The organism is Corynebacterium stercoris (assembly GCF_024160105.1).
GTDB classification, from domain to species: Bacteria; Actinomycetota; Actinomycetes; order Mycobacteriales; family Mycobacteriaceae; genus Corynebacterium; species Corynebacterium stercoris.
Window position 1 is genome coordinate 235,218 of sequence record NZ_JAMFTQ010000003.1, and the last position, 14,618, is coordinate 249,835.

Here is a 14,618-nt window from a genome sequence, read left to right on the forward strand (position 1 = left end):
CCCAAGGTGTTACTGGATACTCACCATCGCGTTACTCGAAACCCACCACGGTGTTACTAGATGCACCCGCGCAACACTGCCCTGCCGGCAGACCAGAGCGGCCGTGTGAGTATCGGACAATAATGCGTAGTCCTCCAAGGGTCTGGACACAGGAGCTTTCCCCTTTCCTCAGTGGGGCGAGCAGAGGGAGAAGAAACATCCACCCCGGTGCACCCGCTGCGGTGACAACGACCCATCACCCGCAGCAGGTGGCAATCGTCACGGTTATCCCTCTTTTTCAGATTCCTGTCCTCGGGATCAGAAAAAGACGGGGACCTGTCATAGGTCAGTGAGCATCTGCTGCATCTGGGCGATCTCGGCCTCCTGGTCGTTGATAATTTGTTCGGCCAGGGTGATCGCATGGGGATTCTGGCCGTCAGCAACCTCGTCACGGGCCATGTCGGCCGCACCTTCGTGGTGGGCGGTCATCTGCTCCAGGTAGAGGCGGGCAGCCTCAGTGCCCTGGGCTTCCTCAAGGGCTGTCATGTCCTCCTGGCTCATCATCCCGCTTATGCCACCCATCTCGCCGTGATTCATTCCTGGTGGATCAGTGGACGGCGGTGGATGCCGGAGTAGGCGTGGTGTGTTCCTCCTTCGACTCGGCCGGAGCCAGGTGAGCCGGATCCAGATCAATGCGGCGCAACAGCTGGGCGTTCAGGGCCACCACGATGGTCGAGGCAGACATCAAGATCGCGCCCACGGCCGGGGACAGCACGAACCCGATCGGGGCGAGCACGCCGGCGGCCAGCGGCACGGCGAGGATGTTGTAGCCAGAGGCCCAGATGAGGTTCTGGATCATCTTGCGGTAGCTGGCCTGCGAGAGCTCAATCATCGACAGCACTGCCCGCGGGTCATCACTGGCCAGGACCACTCCGGCGGATTCCATGGCCACATCCGTGCCGGCCCCGATGGCGATACCGACCTCCGCGCGGGTCAGAGCGGGGGCGTCGTTGACACCGTCGCCGACCATGGCCACGCTCAGGCCACGCTCCTGTAACTGGGTAACCTTGGTGTCCTTGTCCTGGGGCAGGACCTCGGCGAAGACCTCATCGATCCCCAGATCCTGGCCAACCGCCTGGGCCACCTGCTGCGCGTCACCGGTGATCATCGCGACCCTCACCCCGCGGTCCTGCAAGGCTTTCACGGCGGCGCGGGATTCGGGGCGGATCTTGTCCTCGACGGCCACCGCACCGATGATCTGACCATCGCGGACAATATGGAGCACACCGGCCCCACGCCCGGTCCAGGCGCTGGTGGTGTCGGTGAGCTCGGTCGGGGTGGTGAGGTTGAACTCGCGCAGCATGTTCGGCCCGCCCACGAGGATCTCAGCGCCATCGACAGTGGCCCGGACCCCTCGGCCGGAGGCGGCGCTGAAACCAGTTGCACGGATTTGCCGACGGGAGGCCTCGGGATGGGCGGCCGCGGCAGCCACGATGGCGCGGGCCACGGGGTGCTCGCTGTCGGCCTCCGCGGCGGCGGCCAGGGCCAGTAGCTCGCCCTCGGTGACGCCGACAGCTGCCGCGACATCGGTGACCGCGTGCGCACCCTCGGTCAGGGTGCCGGTTTTGTCGAAGAGCACCACGTCGATGGTGCGCATCCGCTCGAGCGCCATCCGGTCCTTGATGAGCACCCCGGATTTCGCGGCCCGCTCGGTGGAGATCGCAATGACCAGCGGAATCGCCAGGCCCAGGGCGTGCGGGCAGGCGATGACCAGCACCGTGACCGTGCGCACCACGGCATCGTCCGGGCTGCCGATGATGGTCCACACCACCGCGGTGATCAGAGCGGAGATCAGCGCGAACCAGAACAACAACGCCGCCGCCCGATCCGCGAGGGCCTGGGCCCGGGAGGAGGACTCCTGGGCGTCGGCAACCATGCGTTGGATCCCGGCCAGAGCGGTGTCCCCGCCGGTAGCCTCCACCCGGATGCGGACGGTGTTGTCGGTGGCCACGGTACCGGCGACCACCTTGTCACCGGTGTCGCGGAAGACGGGACGGGATTCGCCGGTGATCATCGCCTCATCGAATTCGGCGGCTCCGTCGAGGATGGTTCCGTCGGCCGGCACCCGGGCACCGGCCCTCACCAGCACGACGTCGTCGACGACCAGCTCGGAGATGGCCACGGTGCGGGTGGTCCCGTCGATGACTTTCTCGGCCTCATCCGGCAGCAGGGCAGCCAGCGCGTCAAGCGCGGAGGACGCGGCCCCGAGAGCGCGCATCTCCAGCCAGTGGCCCAGCAGCATGATGGTCACCAGCAGGGCCAGCTCCCACCAGAAGTCCAGCTCCAAACCGCCCAGCCCCAGAGTGGTGACCCAGGAGGCGACAAACGCCACGGTGATGGCCATGGCGATCAGGAGCATCATCCCGGGTTGGCGGGATTTCAGTTCTTTCCATCCGCCCTTGAGGAAAGGCGTTCCGCCGTAGACGAAGATGATCGTGCCCAGCACCGGGGGGATCCAGGTGGATCCGGGGAAAGCCGGGAGGTGGTAGCCGAGCAGCTGGGCGACCATGGGGCTGAAAATAACGACGGGAATGGACAGAATCAGCGACCACCAGAATCGGTCCCGAAACATTGCGGTGCTGTGTCCGGCGTGTTCGCCGTGACCATGAACTTGGTGGTCTTCGTCCAGGGCGGAGTGCGGGTGATCGTGGGGCATCGCCTGGCCGTGGGTGTCTGCATCTGCGTGGTGTTCGTGGCTGGCATGATCCGGGTGGTGGGTGTGGTCTGTTTCCGGAGCGGGGTGATCACCATGGTGATCGCCGGAATGGTGGGGAGTGCTCATGACGTTCCTTTCGCTCAACCCGGTCGGGGTCGAGATGATGGGTAAAACTGATCAGGATAAGACGGTGTAGCCGGCCTCCTCGATGGCCCGGCGAACCATCTCCGGAGGTACGACACCGGTGACCGTGACGGTGGAAACACCACCAGCAGCGAGATCAACCTGGACGTCGTCGACCTGAGGGAGTGCCTGAAGGGCCTGGGTCACGCTTTTCGCGCAGTGCCCGCAGGTCAGGCCGGTGACCTGGTAGCTAGGGGAGGCCCCTCCTGCTGACGAGTCGCTGGCGGCAGGGATGGAGGCGGTGTCGGCACCTGAGGCAGGTCCGCAACAGCTGCAGCCGTGGGAGGCCATCGGCAAGAGGCGGGGCGGGGAGGTGATCATGGGAAAGCTCCTACGGGTCGGTGGGATTCGGCGATGCTATCTGGTGTATACCCCCCTGGCGTATATCTCCAAGGGGTGGAGGGCGCGGCCCTCGCGCGGGGCAGGGTGTGGTCACCGGGCAGCCTCCTCACTGTCGGGAGGGGACAGTGGGAGGCGGATGGCAAACACCGCTCCGCGACCGGGTCCGGGGGAGGTCGCGGTGAGAGTGCCGCCGTGGGCCTCGATCAATGCCTTGGAGATGGTCAGACCGATACCGGCCCCGCCGTTGTCCCGGCTGCGGGCGGCATCCCCCCGGTAGAAGCGTTCGAAGATGTGTCCGAGCTGGCCAGGTGGGATGCCCTCGCCGTCATCGGCGACGTGGATGAGCGCGGTGGACGCCCCCTGTCGGTGGACGCTGATCCGGACTTGCCCGCCGGCCGGGGTGTGCCGTAGCGCGTTCGACAGGAGATTGCTCATCACCTGGCCGAAGCGTTGCCGGTCCACGAGCACCCGGGCGGTGTCCGTAATGGTCTCGACCTGTAAATCGACGCCCTTGTCAGCATAGGCTTCCCCCGCGGCAGCAGCGGCGGTATGGAGCAGATCCCCGAGCCCTTCCTCCACCAGGTCCAAATCGATCCGGTGTTCCTGGGCCCGGGAGACTTCGTCGATGTCTTCCATCAACCGGGTCAGGCGGGTGAGTTGGTCAGCCATGATCGTGTGGGTGGCATTATTCCAGTCCACGGCCCCGTCCTGGAGACCATCGAGGTAGATTGTGAGCACCGATAAGGGGGTGCCCATTTCGTGGGCCAGATCAGAGAGCATCTGGCGGCGGACCTGTTCGGTGTGTTCCAGCCGGTCGGCCATGGTGTTGAAGGCATGCGCCAGGGTGGTGACCTCGGGGCCTGCTTCTCCGGCGGGCACACGGATACGGTAGTTTCCGGCCGCCAGGCTGGTAGCGGCGCGGGTGAGATCCTGCAGGGGGGTGCGCAGGCGACGCGACAACCACTGGCTGGCCAGCAGGGCGCTGATCAAGGCGGTGGGCAGGGCGACGGCCAGGGTGATCAGGTTGGCGTCCCGGTAGGCCCGCTCGGCATGGAACAGCTCCAGCGAGGGGTCCTCCCGGCCGGTCATCAACATATGATCATGGAACAGGGTCGGGCCCACCATCGTGGCTACGGCCGCGGCCACCAGCAGGCTAATCACCACGGCCAACACCTGGGCGGCCAGGAAGCGGAAGGTCAGGCCGGGTCCGTGATTCATGGCTGCCCCACCCGGTAGCCCACGCCACGCACGGTGTCGATAAACCCCCGGCCCCGGGTGTCGGTGCCGAGCTTGCGACGCAAGTTGCCGATGTGGACATCGACGATGCGTTCATCACCGACCCAGGTCGTGTCCCAGACCTCGGTGACCAGGTCGTGGCGGGTCAGCACCTGGCCGGGGCGCAGGGCCAGGGCAACCAGCAGCTCGAACTCCGTGCGGGTGAGCTCCACGGTCGTCTCCCTTACCCGCACCTGATGGGCGATGGGGTCAAGGATGAGGTCACCAACAATCAAGGGGGTGGTCACCTGCGGTGGGGTGGTGCTGGTGCGCGGGCGGCGCAGCACCGCATGCACCCGGGTCACCAGTTCCCGGATGCTAAAAGGTTTGGTGATGTAGTCATCCGCCCCCAGGGTCAAACCGCTGATCTTGTCGTCCTCGCTGCCACGCGCGGTGAGCATGAGGATGTAGCAGTCCGAGAAGGTGCGGATCCGTCGGCACACCTCCAGGCCGTCGAGTTCGGGCAGCCCCAGATCCAGCACCACAACATCGGGGGAAAAGCGACGGGCCTCGTCCACGGCCTGGGTGCCGGTGTGCGCCTGGCGGGTATCGAAGCCGGCCCGGATGAGGTAGGAGGCCACCATCTGAGCCAGGGGTTGTTCATCATCGACGACCAGCACCCGCCCCGGGGGCGTGGCGGTGGTCGGTGTGCGGTCAGCCATAGACCCCAGTATCGCTCCGGCTAGGGGGAATACCACCCTCGCTCAGTGCCCGGCGGGGAAATCTTCATCAAATCTTCAAACATCACCCTTCGACCGCCGTCACCCCTGTGCCCCACCCCGGGCCGACGACATCGCCTCCCCTGGTCGGTTCAGCAGGCGCCACCAGGGATTTCACTGCCTGCACCGCATACCCGGGGCGGGTAGAAGGACATCGCCCACGGCTGTGGGGTGGTGTCCCGGTGGTGACCCAGCCCACCGAATTCACCCCCTTTTCGCCCTGTTATAAGGCTGTGAGCAGGGTTTTTCACTTCTAGTCCGTCAGGCACCCGTGCTAGATAAAAGTATGGCATCGACCTTGAGGCGGTGTCTTCCCACGGTCTTACCAAGATCCAAGGAGATTGACGTGAAACGAGCAGCGATCGCAGCCGCCGCCCTTGCCCTCGCCCTCACGGGGTGTTCGGCCGCCGACCCGGAACCCACCGCCGACGGGACGGAGCCCCAGGATACATTCCTGACTACCCATGGCCTGGCCGCCATGGACGCGGTGGAGATCATTGATCACCTCGACCGGCAGAAGGTCACTGAACGTCCCACGGATCTGATCGCCTCAGTGCGTGCCAATGAACTGCTGCTCTCGAGCGATGACCAGGAAGTCGTGGTCGATCTTCCCGACAATCAGACGTATGTCTCGATCGCACCCTATCTCACCTCCACCCACGACTGCTTCTACCACAGCCTCACGACCTGCCTGGGGGAACTCGGCAATGAGGATATCCAGGTCACGATCACCGATGAGGCAACCGGTGAGGTGCTGGTGGACGAGGCGACAACCACCTTCGACAACGGGTTTATTGGCTTCTGGCTTCCCGATGATGTCACCGGCCTGATTGAGGTCAGCTACCAGGGGCGTACCGGCACCACGGAGTTTTCCACCACCGACGACGGTGCCACCTGTGTCACAGACCTGCGCCTGACGTGATGGCTCAGCAGGGTCCTCACCTGCGCCTGTCTCCCGTGTCACTGAAATCTTGCACCAAGGACGGTTAAACATGACGAACGCTTTTTCCCGACGACAGTTTCTGCTCGGCGGGCTCGTCCTCGCCGGCACCGGGGCCGTGGCCGCCTGCACCAGCGACCCCGGACCCGCTGCCTCGGCACCAGGTCCCTCCCTTCGCCCCACTCCCACCCCCACTGCGCTCGGTGAGCCGACGGTGCGCCGGACACTGACCGCCCGGCCCCTCTCCCTGGATATCGGCGGCATCGAAGCCAAGACGTGGGGATACGTCTCTGACACCGGGGATGCAGCCATTGAGGCCACCGCCGGCGACGTCCTCCAGGTCGATATCACCAATGAACTGCCTGAGAGCACCTCCATCCACTGGCATGGCATCGCACTCCACAACGCAGCCGACGGTGTGCCCGGCATGACCCAGGACCCCATTGAACCTGGCGAGTCTTTCTCCTATGTTTTTGAAGTCCCCCACGGTGGCACCTACTTCTACCATTCCCACACCGGCCTGCAGCTCGATCGCGGCCTCCACGCCCCACTGATCATCCGTGACCCGCAAGACGCTGAGGACCAGGACGTCGAGTGGACCATCGTGCTCGACGACTGGGTCGATGGCATTCAGGGCACTCCCGACGATGAGCTCGACAAGCTCACCGGAATGGGTTCGGGCGAGCTTAACGGGAGGATGGGAATGGGAGGTCACGGCCAGATGATGCACGGCACCCCGGACCGGGCACTGGGCGGGGATGTCGGCGATGTGATGTATCCGCACTACCTCATCAACGGACGTATCCCCCGTGCTCACCGGACCTTCGAGGCTCGCCCGGGCGACAAGGCCCGCCTGCGGTTTATCAACTCCGGCGGTGACACCATCTTTAAGGTGGCCCTCGGTGGTCACCGCATGACCGTCACCCACACCGACGGCTTCCCTGTCCAGCCCTGGGAGACCGAATCGATCTACCTGTCGATGGGCGAGCGTGTCGACGTCGAGGTCATCCTCGGCGACGGCATCTTCCCGCTCACGGCTTTGGCGGTGGGTAAGGACGACCGCGCCTTCGCCGTCATCCGCACCGCCGGTGGCCAGGCCCCCCGCCCCGATGTCGACTTCCCCGAGTTGTCGTCCACCGGACTGCTTCTGTCCTCCCTGAAGCCAGCAGACCGTGCACTCCTGCCCGAGGGCACACCAGACCGAGAAGTCATCATCGACCTGGGCGGGCAGATGATGCCGTATGAATGGATCATTCTCACCGACGGCCAATCCTCCTCCGCGACCGTGCAGGAGGGCCAGCGCCTGCGGATGGTTATGCGCAACAGGACCATGATGCCCCATCCCATGCACATCCACGGCCACACGTGGGCGCTGCCCAGCAGCGGCGGGCTACGCAAGGACACCGTCCTTCTCCGCCACGGTGAAACCATGATCGCCGACCTGATCGCTGACAACCCCGGTGAGTGGGCATTTCACTGCCATAACGCCTATCACATGGAAGCCGGGATGCTCAGCTCGCTTCGCTACGAGTAACCCCCACAGCAGGGTTGAGTGCCGAGGTGGGCAGAGTCGCTGCAGACCACCCACCGCGCAGCACGATGACCTTCCTCGGTGTTGTGGTCTTCCGGGACAACCAGAACACCGTCTTCTTCCCCACCACCCCGGAATATGGAGATCTAGTCCATGCCGAGCACACCCCCGCAGAGCCGCCATCGCGGTTGCCGCGGTGCTCACCGCCGTGACCCTGGTGGCCTGATCTTCAGGCGACGGCGCCCGAAACGCCGTCGCCGTCGGGGGCACCTTCCAGTTCCACTCACCAGGAGGCCACACCGAGATTATCTACGCAGAGGAGGAACGTGCCCCGCTGCCGGACTTCTCCGACCCGTCGCTGACGGAGGAGGGTCTACCTGTCACCGGTGATGGACCTGTTCGACCGTTCAATCGTTGCCCACACCGTGGCTACATCGCCGACGACAGCGTTGACCGCCGAATCCTTAGCTCAGGCGATTAAAACGTGTGCGCCTGAACCTGGGTGGATGATGCACACCGATCAACCTAGCCCCTTTACGCTCGACTTCCCTGCGTGCTACGGCCGCCTTGATGCGCGCGAACATCCGGCCTCCGTCAGTACGGAGGTCCCCATCACCATTCGCGGTAACAAAGCTTCAACCCGTGCTCTTCCGCTCTGTCGATCCACTCGATCTGCGCAGGCTGTCGTGTAGACGATCCAAGTCCTAGCAAATAATCGCGTCTAGCTCGCCTCGCTTAAGACTAGCGACCATCGCGTCGTAGTCGGGACGTTCCACGTCTTTCTTAGAGGCCGAGATCGACTGCTCCACATAGGTGTGTACGACCGTCCAGCCACACTGCTTTGCAATGGCTTTACAGTCTTCTCGCTGACGCTCGGTGGCAAGACCGTACATGGCAGCACGTGTTGTCACACGACTAGCACTTGCTCGCCTTAGGTTACGTTGAACTTGAACTCGACGGTATGTCGTTGCAAAGTTACTCCCTCTCGTTAACACCATCAAAAGGAGTGTTATCCAATGAAAGCGTTCGGCTTCTTAAGCTTCGGGCATTACGCCTTCGGCAGCTAGTGCGGGCCATCTGCGGAAAAGATCGCCAAGACTCGTCTGGAGATCACCCAGGCTGCGGACGAAATCGGCGTGAACAACGCGTCCTTCCGAATCCACCACTTCGCGCTGCAGGCCTCCACCCCGATGCCGCTGCTGTGTGCTATCGCGGCCACCACCAAAATCATCGAGGTGGGCACCGGCGGCATCGACATGCGCTAGCGCATATCGGGGTTGTAGCGTTTGAGTCATTGACTCCCGCCGTCTACAAGTACCTACACACTTGATCGGTGCTGCACGTTTCAGGATCCGGGTGCGCGGCGTCCTGGCTAAGGTCCGCGATAGTGTCGCGCAGCACGGAGAGCTGCGCGATCTGCTGCTCGATCTCAGCGAGGCGCACGTCAAGCAGGTCGCGCACGTGCTCGCAGGGCGCATGGCCGCCGTCGCGGATGTCGAGGATCTGGCGGATCTGGGCGAGGGTGAGGCCCGCGGCCTGGCCGCGGTGGATGAAGTCGATCCGAGCGACCGTCTCGGGCGCGTAGTCGCGGTATCCGGACGGCGTGCGCTCGGTCGGGGGCAGAAGGCCCTGTTCCTCGTAGAAGCGAAGGGTCTTCGCGGTAGTGCCCGCCCTCTCGGCGAGTTCTCCGATCCACATTGCTGTCTCCCTCCGTGGCCGCGCTTGACCTTCCCCTGCACTGGAAGGTCCAGTATGGCTGAGACAGAGCAGAAAGCCAAGAGTTGACAGGAGCAGCGATGCCTACGAAGTACGATCTCGCCATCATCGGATCGGGAGGCGGCGCGTTCGCCGCTGCGATCCGCGCCAGCACGCTCGGGAAGTCGGTGGTGATGATCGAGCGCGGGACGCTCGGCGGCACCTGCGTGAACACGGGCTGCGTCCCGTCGAAGGCGCTCATCGCCGCGGCCGGCGCGCGGCACGTCGCGGTCGACGCCGCAACCCGGTTCCCCGGGATCGCGACGACGGCGGATCCCGTCGACATGCCCGCGCTGATCGCTGGGAAGCAAGCGTTGGTGGAGTCGCTGCGCGGCGAGAAGTACGCCGACGTCGCCGACTCCTACGGCTGGCAGGTCCTCCGCGGCGACGCCTCGTTCGTGGGCACCCCTGATGCGCCGGTTCTCGATGTTGCCGGATCCGACGGAAGCGTCGAGACCATCGAGGCCCACCACTACCTGGTCGCGACTGGTTCTCGCCCGTGGGCACCGCCGATCGACGGCCTGGAGGAGACCGGATACCTGACCTCGACCACGGCGATGGAGCTGACGGAGGTCCCCGAGTCGCTGCTGGTGCTCGGCGGCTACGTCGCCCTGGAGCAGGCGCAGCTGTTCGCCCGCCTCGGCTCGCAGGTCACGCTGCTCGTGCGGTCCCAGCTCGCCTCGAAGGAGGAGCCGGAGGTGTCGAAGGCGCTCCAGGAGGTGTTCGCCGACGAGGGCATCCGCGTCGTCAGCCGCGCAGTGCCCACCCGGGTCTCCCGCGGCACGGGAGGCGAGGCCGTCGTGACCGCCGCCTTGTCCGGCGGCTCGCAGGAGTTCCGCGCCGACCAGGTCCTGGTCGCCCTCGGACGCCGTCCCGTCACCGATGGCCTGAACCTCGATGCGGTCGGGGTGAATACCGGAGACTCCGGCGAGGTGGTCGTCTCCGACCGGCTGCAGTCCTCGAACCCGCGGGTCTGGGCCGCGGGCGACGTGACCGGGCACCCCGAGTTCGTCTACGTCGCCGCCCACCACGGCACCCTCGTCGCCGAGAACGCGTTCGCCGACGCCGACCGGTCCGTCGACTACGCCCGCCTGCCGCGGGTGACGTTCACCGGGCCCGCGATCGGCGCGGTCGGGATGACCGAGAAGGACGTCCTCGCCGCGGGGATCCGCTGCGACTGCCGCGTCCTGCCCCTGCACCACGTGCCCCGCGCCTTGGTGAACCGCGACACCCGCGGGTTCATCAAGATCGTCGTGAACGCCGAGACGAACGAGATCCTCGGCCTGACCGCCGTCGCCAAGGACGCCGGGGAGCTCGCCGCCGCAGGCGTCCACGTGCTCGGCAGGACCGTCGCCGAGGTCGCCAACGCCTGGGCCCCCTACCTGACCATGGCCGAGGGCATCCGGATCGCCGCGAAGGCCTTCACCACCGACCCGTCGCTGCTGTCGTGCTGCGCATGAACGGCAACGCAGGCAATCGGGGAGATCTCATCCTGAAGCAGACGATGAGCGCCGATCAGGACCGCGACGAACGACGCTGTTCTTGACGTATTGAAACCTCACGGAAATAATGGAATACATTGTATTCATCGAAAGTGAAGGACACTCATGGCCACGATGACTATCCGCATGGATGATCGAGATGCTGAGCTGGTGCGTAGGTTCGCAAGTTTTGAAGGAATTACCCTTTCGGACTTCGCCCGGAACGCAATTTTGGAAAAGATCGAGGATGCACACGATCTTCAGGAACTGCGGGACGCGATGGCAGAAGACGATGGGCAGCGCTTCACCATCCAGGAAATACTCGACGAACTCGGCTAATGGAAGAACTAACTTCCAGATACAGCGTGCGACTAACTTCAAAGGCGCGCAAGCAGCTGCGCAAGATGGATAGGTTCGATGCTCGCATCCTTGCAGGCTGGATTGAAAAGAATCTGGAAGGATCTACCAACCCACGAGCAATCGGTAAGGCCCTCACAGGCAACCACTCCGGAGAATGGCGGTACCGAGTGGGTTCCTATCGGATTCTCGCTAATATCTACGACGATCTTGTGATCATCGAGGTGTTCACGATCGGGCGCCGTGACACGGTCTACGACTCGTGACCCCGTCTACACGTTGAACTCGAACCCGACCGAGTTTCAGGCGAAATCCACCTGCCTTTTCGCACCATCAAGCGCGGTAAAATCCTCACCATGGAGCGCACGTATAAGTGGGAGCACGTTGACACTCCACTCATCCGGAACGAGGCCGCAGTTCAATTTCTTGGAGGCGGTTTAACCGCTTCCGGAGTGCAATACGGCGATGGTTACGAGGCCACGTGGGAGCTGCGCGCCGCGGAGAACTGGATGACCGAACGTGTATCGGTGCACGTTGAAGGCGACGGTTGGGGGGCGAAGCCTCAAGCTGGTTAGGTCCGAGCAAGGCATGTGGTCGGCGGAAACTAGTGAAGGGGGCACCCAGCCCGAAGATCTGCCCTCCCCCGGTATCGTCCAGTCAGCCGACCTGAAGGACGCACTTGATTGCGATCTCGGTCTGTGCCCTCTCACCAACACAATGCCTATTCGTCGCTTGGCGCTGCTTGAGACTCAGGTTCCGAAAACGCAGCTGATCATGGCTTGGATTGATATGCCGTCCCTCCAGGTGATCGCGTCAGACCAGTATTACAGCTCCATCGATGCCAAAACTGTCAGATACGCAAGCGGAACACGGGGAGTCGACGTCGAGTTGGAGGTCGACGGTGACGGAGTGGTCATACACTACCCCGATCTCGCACGGCGGGTCTGATCCAGAAGCAACTCTAAGTAAACTGCGCTATATGAACGATCTGACCATCGCGCCTGGCCCAGGGATCCCCGGCGGTCTGGTCATCGTCGCCGCCGACCTGACGGAGCGGTTCGCGAAGTCGTCGGGACCAGGCGGCCAAGGCGTCAATACTACGGACAGCAAAGTGCAGCTTTCCGTTGATATCGCTACGTGCTCATCGCTCTCCGACGCCCAGCGTCGCCGCGTCCTCCACAACCTTGAGCACCGCCTAGACGGCACCGTCCTTACCGTTACCGCATCGACCCAGCGATTGCAGGTACGCAACCGCGCCGAGGCACGAGGTCGCATGGCCGCTCTGTTGCGCGAGGCGCTCGCTCCGCCTCCTCCCCCGCGACGCAGGACCAAGCCGACGCGGAGCTCGGTGCGACGCCGTCTCGAAGCGAAGAAGCGGCGCTCTGAACTCAAGTCCTCGCGACGGCGGCCGCAAATTCCCTAGTTCGAACGATCCGCGTGCATATCCTCACGCTGACGGACCTGGTTCGGGTAACCGCTACGCTGAGACAGCTTGGATCGGTTGAATCCGCTCGATTTCCGAGAGGATCTTGTCTTCCGCCACGTCCAAGTCATATTGAGCCTGTAACCCGAGCCAGAACTGGGGGCTCATTCCGAAGAACTTAGCCAAGCGGAGAGCAGTGTCCGCGGTTACAGCCCGCTTTCCGTGGACAATCTCGTTGATCCGGCGGGGCGGAACACCGATGGAGACGGCCAGCTTGTGCTGAGTGATTCCCATTCCTTTGAGGAAGTCCTCCATGAGGATCTCTCCTGGGTGAACCGGAGGAAGCTTGTCAGTGGTAGTCAAGGATTTCAACCTCCTCTGGTCCAGCAGCGGTCCACCGAAAACAGATCCGCCACTGGTCGTTGATGCGAATACTATGTTGACCCCTGCGGTCGCCTTTGAGCGCCTCAAGCCGGTTCCCTGGTGGAATGCGAAGCTCGTCCAAGCTCTGCGCGTAGCCAAGCTGGCGCAGCTTCCTCAACGCCACCGAGTGGATCCGGGAATCGATCGAGCGCACCCGATCTCGGTTCCAGAGACGCTCTGTGTCTTTGTCGGCGAACGACTGGATCACGACTCCACCCTATCCCCCATAACGCGAAGCGTCAATAACGTTATACGTTAAATTTAAAATCGACGGAGTGTCGTCGATAAATAACCATTTGATGCGCGCGTGCGGAATTAACAACGAAATACCGCTAAAACGGGGGCGCGGATGATTTGTTGGACCACTGCCGGGGCGGAAGGGTTCAACATGGGTAAGTATTTTCCTTTGGCGGCGCGGCAGCGTGCTGTGGAGTTGTTTGAAGAGGGGGTTTCTACTGTTGCGGTGTGCCGGCGTATCGAGGAGGAGTTTGGGCGCCGCCCGGGTGTAGCGGCGGTGCGTAATTGGGTTCGCCGGGCTCAGCGTGGCGAGTCGTTACGCTCGCGTCCTCACACGGAGCACCCGCCAGGGGTGAAGGCTGCTGCTGTTGCGGCCAGGTTGACGGGTCGGTCGATCATGGAGGTTGCCGATACGTACGGGGTGAGCGTGTTTTCGGTGGTGTCGTGGACGCAGACGATGTGGCCAGATCCTTCACAAGCCGCGTCGTTGAGCTTCGATGAGGTCGTGGCGGAGACAATCAAACGCATGGATGCTTTACCTCCTCGCCCGCCTAAGCGGGCGAAACGGCCCCAAAAACCAGACCCCGAACCTGCCCCTGATCAGCGACAGCCGGATCTGTCGCAGGTGCCGGCTGATGCGTTGGCGTGGGTCGATCAGTGGGTGCCGGGTCCAGGGCCGGTGCCGGATCTTGAGGATCTGCCTGCCGATTACGACGCGGTAGTTGCGTTGTTGAAGCAGGAACGCGACCGCAACCTGGTCAAAGACGCGATGATTCACGGGTTGTACACCCAGCTTGAGGAGCAGACGAAACGCGGTGGTCCGGGAAAAGCTGACGGCCGCAGAAACCCCACCAACGCGGTGAAAACCCACGCGGTGGACTTTCTGCGGGAGCACACCACCATGACCATCAAGCAGGCATGTGAAGCAGTCGGGATTGCAAAGTCGTCGTATCACGACCAGCTTTTGCAGCGTGAGCAGGCTCAGCGTCGCCAGCAGCACCGCGACCAGATCGCGAGCCGCATTGCCGCGGTGGCCACGGAACTGGACTTGGTCTATGGCTACCGCCGTATACACGCGCACCTGAAACAGCAGGGGGTGACCGTGTCAGAAAAGATCGTGCTGGCCGTCATGCGGAGGGTGTCAGGAATTTTGTGTGTGAGGCTCTGATCTGAAGGAGTTTCACCGATAATGACTACGGTGTCACCGAAGAAAGGCCATGACCCGGCGAGGGTCAACGCGATCAGCGAGAAGCTGAT

Annotated in this window: 18 protein-coding genes and 2 pseudogenes; 11 read left to right on the top strand and 9 right to left on the bottom strand. The window is 63.4% G+C overall.

Features of this window, described 5'->3' with window-relative positions:
• Nucleotides 1-318: 318 nt before the first annotated feature.
• Nucleotides 319-570, bottom strand: a pseudogene (locus tag M5J20_RS04585) (DUF305 domain-containing protein); the annotation flags it as partial.
• Nucleotides 571-586: 16 nt separating this feature from the next.
• The gene (locus M5J20_RS04590) at nt 587-2,695 is read right to left on the bottom strand and encodes a copper-translocating P-type ATPase (RefSeq protein WP_253576869.1); all 2,109 of its coding nucleotides are present in this window, start codon (nt 2,693-2,695) and stop codon (nt 587-589) included.
• Here M5J20_RS04590 and M5J20_RS04595 point away from each other — a divergent pair.
• Nucleotides 2,621-2,866 (top strand): hypothetical protein, encoded by a 246-nt coding sequence (locus M5J20_RS04595; RefSeq protein WP_253576871.1) that lies wholly within the window; start codon nt 2,621-2,623, stop codon nt 2,864-2,866. The genes M5J20_RS04590 and M5J20_RS04595 overlap by 75 nt on opposite strands.
• A gap of 6 nt (nt 2,867-2,872) precedes the next feature.
• Here M5J20_RS04595 and M5J20_RS04600 read toward each other — a convergent pair whose 3' ends face one another.
• The 3 genes from M5J20_RS04600 to M5J20_RS04610 form a co-directional block, all read right to left on the bottom strand.
• The gene (locus tag M5J20_RS04600) at nt 2,873-3,199 is read right to left on the bottom strand and encodes a heavy-metal-associated domain-containing protein (protein WP_253576874.1); all 327 of its coding nucleotides are present in this window, start codon (nt 3,197-3,199) and stop codon (nt 2,873-2,875) included.
• Between the two features lie 111 nt (nt 3,200-3,310).
• A complete protein-coding gene (locus M5J20_RS04605) occupies nt 3,311-4,438 on the bottom strand; it encodes a two-component system sensor histidine kinase CopS (RefSeq protein WP_253576877.1) in 1,128 nt (375 codons plus the stop codon).
• Entirely contained in the window at nt 4,435-5,157 is a 723-nt protein-coding gene (locus tag M5J20_RS04610; protein WP_253576880.1) for a two-component system response regulator CopR, read from the bottom strand. Before M5J20_RS04610 ends, M5J20_RS04605 begins: the two co-directional genes overlap by 4 nt.
• Before the next feature lie 403 nt (nt 5,158-5,560).
• On the opposite strand from M5J20_RS04610, the gene M5J20_RS04615 reads away from it, so the two are divergent.
• Together M5J20_RS04615 and M5J20_RS04620 are read left to right on the top strand one after the other, a co-directional pair.
• A complete protein-coding gene (locus M5J20_RS04615) occupies nt 5,561-6,136 on the top strand; it encodes a CueP family metal-binding protein (RefSeq protein WP_253576884.1) in 576 nt (191 codons plus the stop codon).
• A gap of 70 nt (nt 6,137-6,206) precedes the next feature.
• Nucleotides 6,207-7,688 carry a multicopper oxidase family protein gene (locus tag M5J20_RS04620; protein WP_253576888.1) on the top strand — a complete coding sequence of 494 codons (1,482 nt, stop codon included), beginning with the start codon at nt 6,207-6,209 and terminating at the stop codon, nt 7,686-7,688.
• 701 nt (nt 7,689-8,389) lie between these two features.
• Here the strand turns inward: M5J20_RS04620 and M5J20_RS11480 are convergent.
• Nucleotides 8,390-8,683, bottom strand: a complete 294-nt coding sequence (locus tag M5J20_RS11480) for a recombinase family protein (protein ID WP_367614885.1) — start codon at nt 8,681-8,683, stop codon at nt 8,390-8,392.
• 18 nt (nt 8,684-8,701) lie between these two features.
• On the opposite strand from M5J20_RS11480, the pseudogene M5J20_RS11345 reads away from it, so the two are divergent.
• Nucleotides 8,702-8,947, top strand: a pseudogene (locus tag M5J20_RS11345) (LLM class flavin-dependent oxidoreductase); the annotation flags it as partial.
• A 46-nt stretch (nt 8,948-8,993) separates the two neighbouring features.
• Here the strand turns inward: M5J20_RS11345 and M5J20_RS04640 are convergent.
• Nucleotides 8,994-9,383 (bottom strand): heavy metal-responsive transcriptional regulator, encoded by a 390-nt coding sequence (locus M5J20_RS04640; protein WP_005290994.1) that lies wholly within the window; start codon nt 9,381-9,383, stop codon nt 8,994-8,996.
• Nucleotides 9,384-9,481: 98 nt separating this feature from the next.
• On the opposite strand from M5J20_RS04640, the gene merA reads away from it, so the two are divergent.
• The 6 genes from merA to arfB all read left to right on the top strand — a co-directional run bounded on the left by merA (nt 9,482) and on the right by arfB (nt 12,701).
• The gene (merA, locus tag M5J20_RS04645; RefSeq protein WP_253576897.1) at nt 9,482-10,900 is read left to right on the top strand and encodes a mercury(II) reductase; all 1,419 of its coding nucleotides are present in this window, start codon (nt 9,482-9,484) and stop codon (nt 10,898-10,900) included.
• A gap of 147 nt (nt 10,901-11,047) precedes the next feature.
• Nucleotides 11,048-11,260 carry a type II toxin-antitoxin system RelB family antitoxin gene (gene relB, locus M5J20_RS04650; RefSeq protein WP_253576842.1) on the top strand — a complete coding sequence of 71 codons (213 nt, stop codon included), beginning with the start codon at nt 11,048-11,050 and terminating at the stop codon, nt 11,258-11,260.
• The gene (locus M5J20_RS04655) at nt 11,260-11,544 is read left to right on the top strand and encodes a type II toxin-antitoxin system RelE family toxin (protein ID WP_253576900.1); all 285 of its coding nucleotides are present in this window, start codon (nt 11,260-11,262) and stop codon (nt 11,542-11,544) included. Before relB ends, M5J20_RS04655 begins: the two co-directional genes overlap by 1 nt.
• A 90-nt stretch (nt 11,545-11,634) precedes the next feature.
• Nucleotides 11,635-11,853 (top strand): hypothetical protein, encoded by a 219-nt coding sequence (locus M5J20_RS04660; RefSeq protein WP_253576903.1) that lies wholly within the window; start codon nt 11,635-11,637, stop codon nt 11,851-11,853.
• 13 nt (nt 11,854-11,866) lie between these two features.
• The gene (locus tag M5J20_RS04665) at nt 11,867-12,226 is read left to right on the top strand and encodes a putative glycolipid-binding domain-containing protein (RefSeq protein WP_253576906.1); all 360 of its coding nucleotides are present in this window, start codon (nt 11,867-11,869) and stop codon (nt 12,224-12,226) included.
• Nucleotides 12,227-12,257: 31 nt separating this feature from the next.
• Complete coding sequence (gene arfB / locus M5J20_RS04670) at nt 12,258-12,701, top strand: alternative ribosome rescue aminoacyl-tRNA hydrolase ArfB (RefSeq protein ID WP_253576909.1); 444 nt, start codon at nt 12,258-12,260, stop codon at nt 12,699-12,701.
• A gap of 54 nt (nt 12,702-12,755) precedes the next feature.
• Here arfB and M5J20_RS04675 read toward each other — a convergent pair whose 3' ends face one another.
• Together M5J20_RS04675 and M5J20_RS04680 are read right to left on the bottom strand one after the other, a co-directional pair.
• Nucleotides 12,756-13,016: a HigA family addiction module antitoxin gene (locus M5J20_RS04675; RefSeq protein WP_253576964.1), complete on the bottom strand. Its 261-nt coding sequence runs from the start codon at nt 13,014-13,016 to the stop codon at nt 12,756-12,758.
• A 34-nt stretch (nt 13,017-13,050) separates the two neighbouring features.
• A complete protein-coding gene (locus M5J20_RS04680) occupies nt 13,051-13,332 on the bottom strand; it encodes a type II toxin-antitoxin system RelE/ParE family toxin (protein ID WP_253576912.1) in 282 nt (93 codons plus the stop codon).
• 180 nt (nt 13,333-13,512) lie between these two features.
• Here M5J20_RS04680 and M5J20_RS04685 point away from each other — a divergent pair, with 180 nt between their 5' ends.
• Complete coding sequence (locus tag M5J20_RS04685) at nt 13,513-14,529, top strand: IS3 family transposase (protein ID WP_253576915.1); 1,017 nt, start codon at nt 13,513-13,515, stop codon at nt 14,527-14,529.
• Nucleotides 14,530-14,618: the final 89 nt, after the last annotated feature.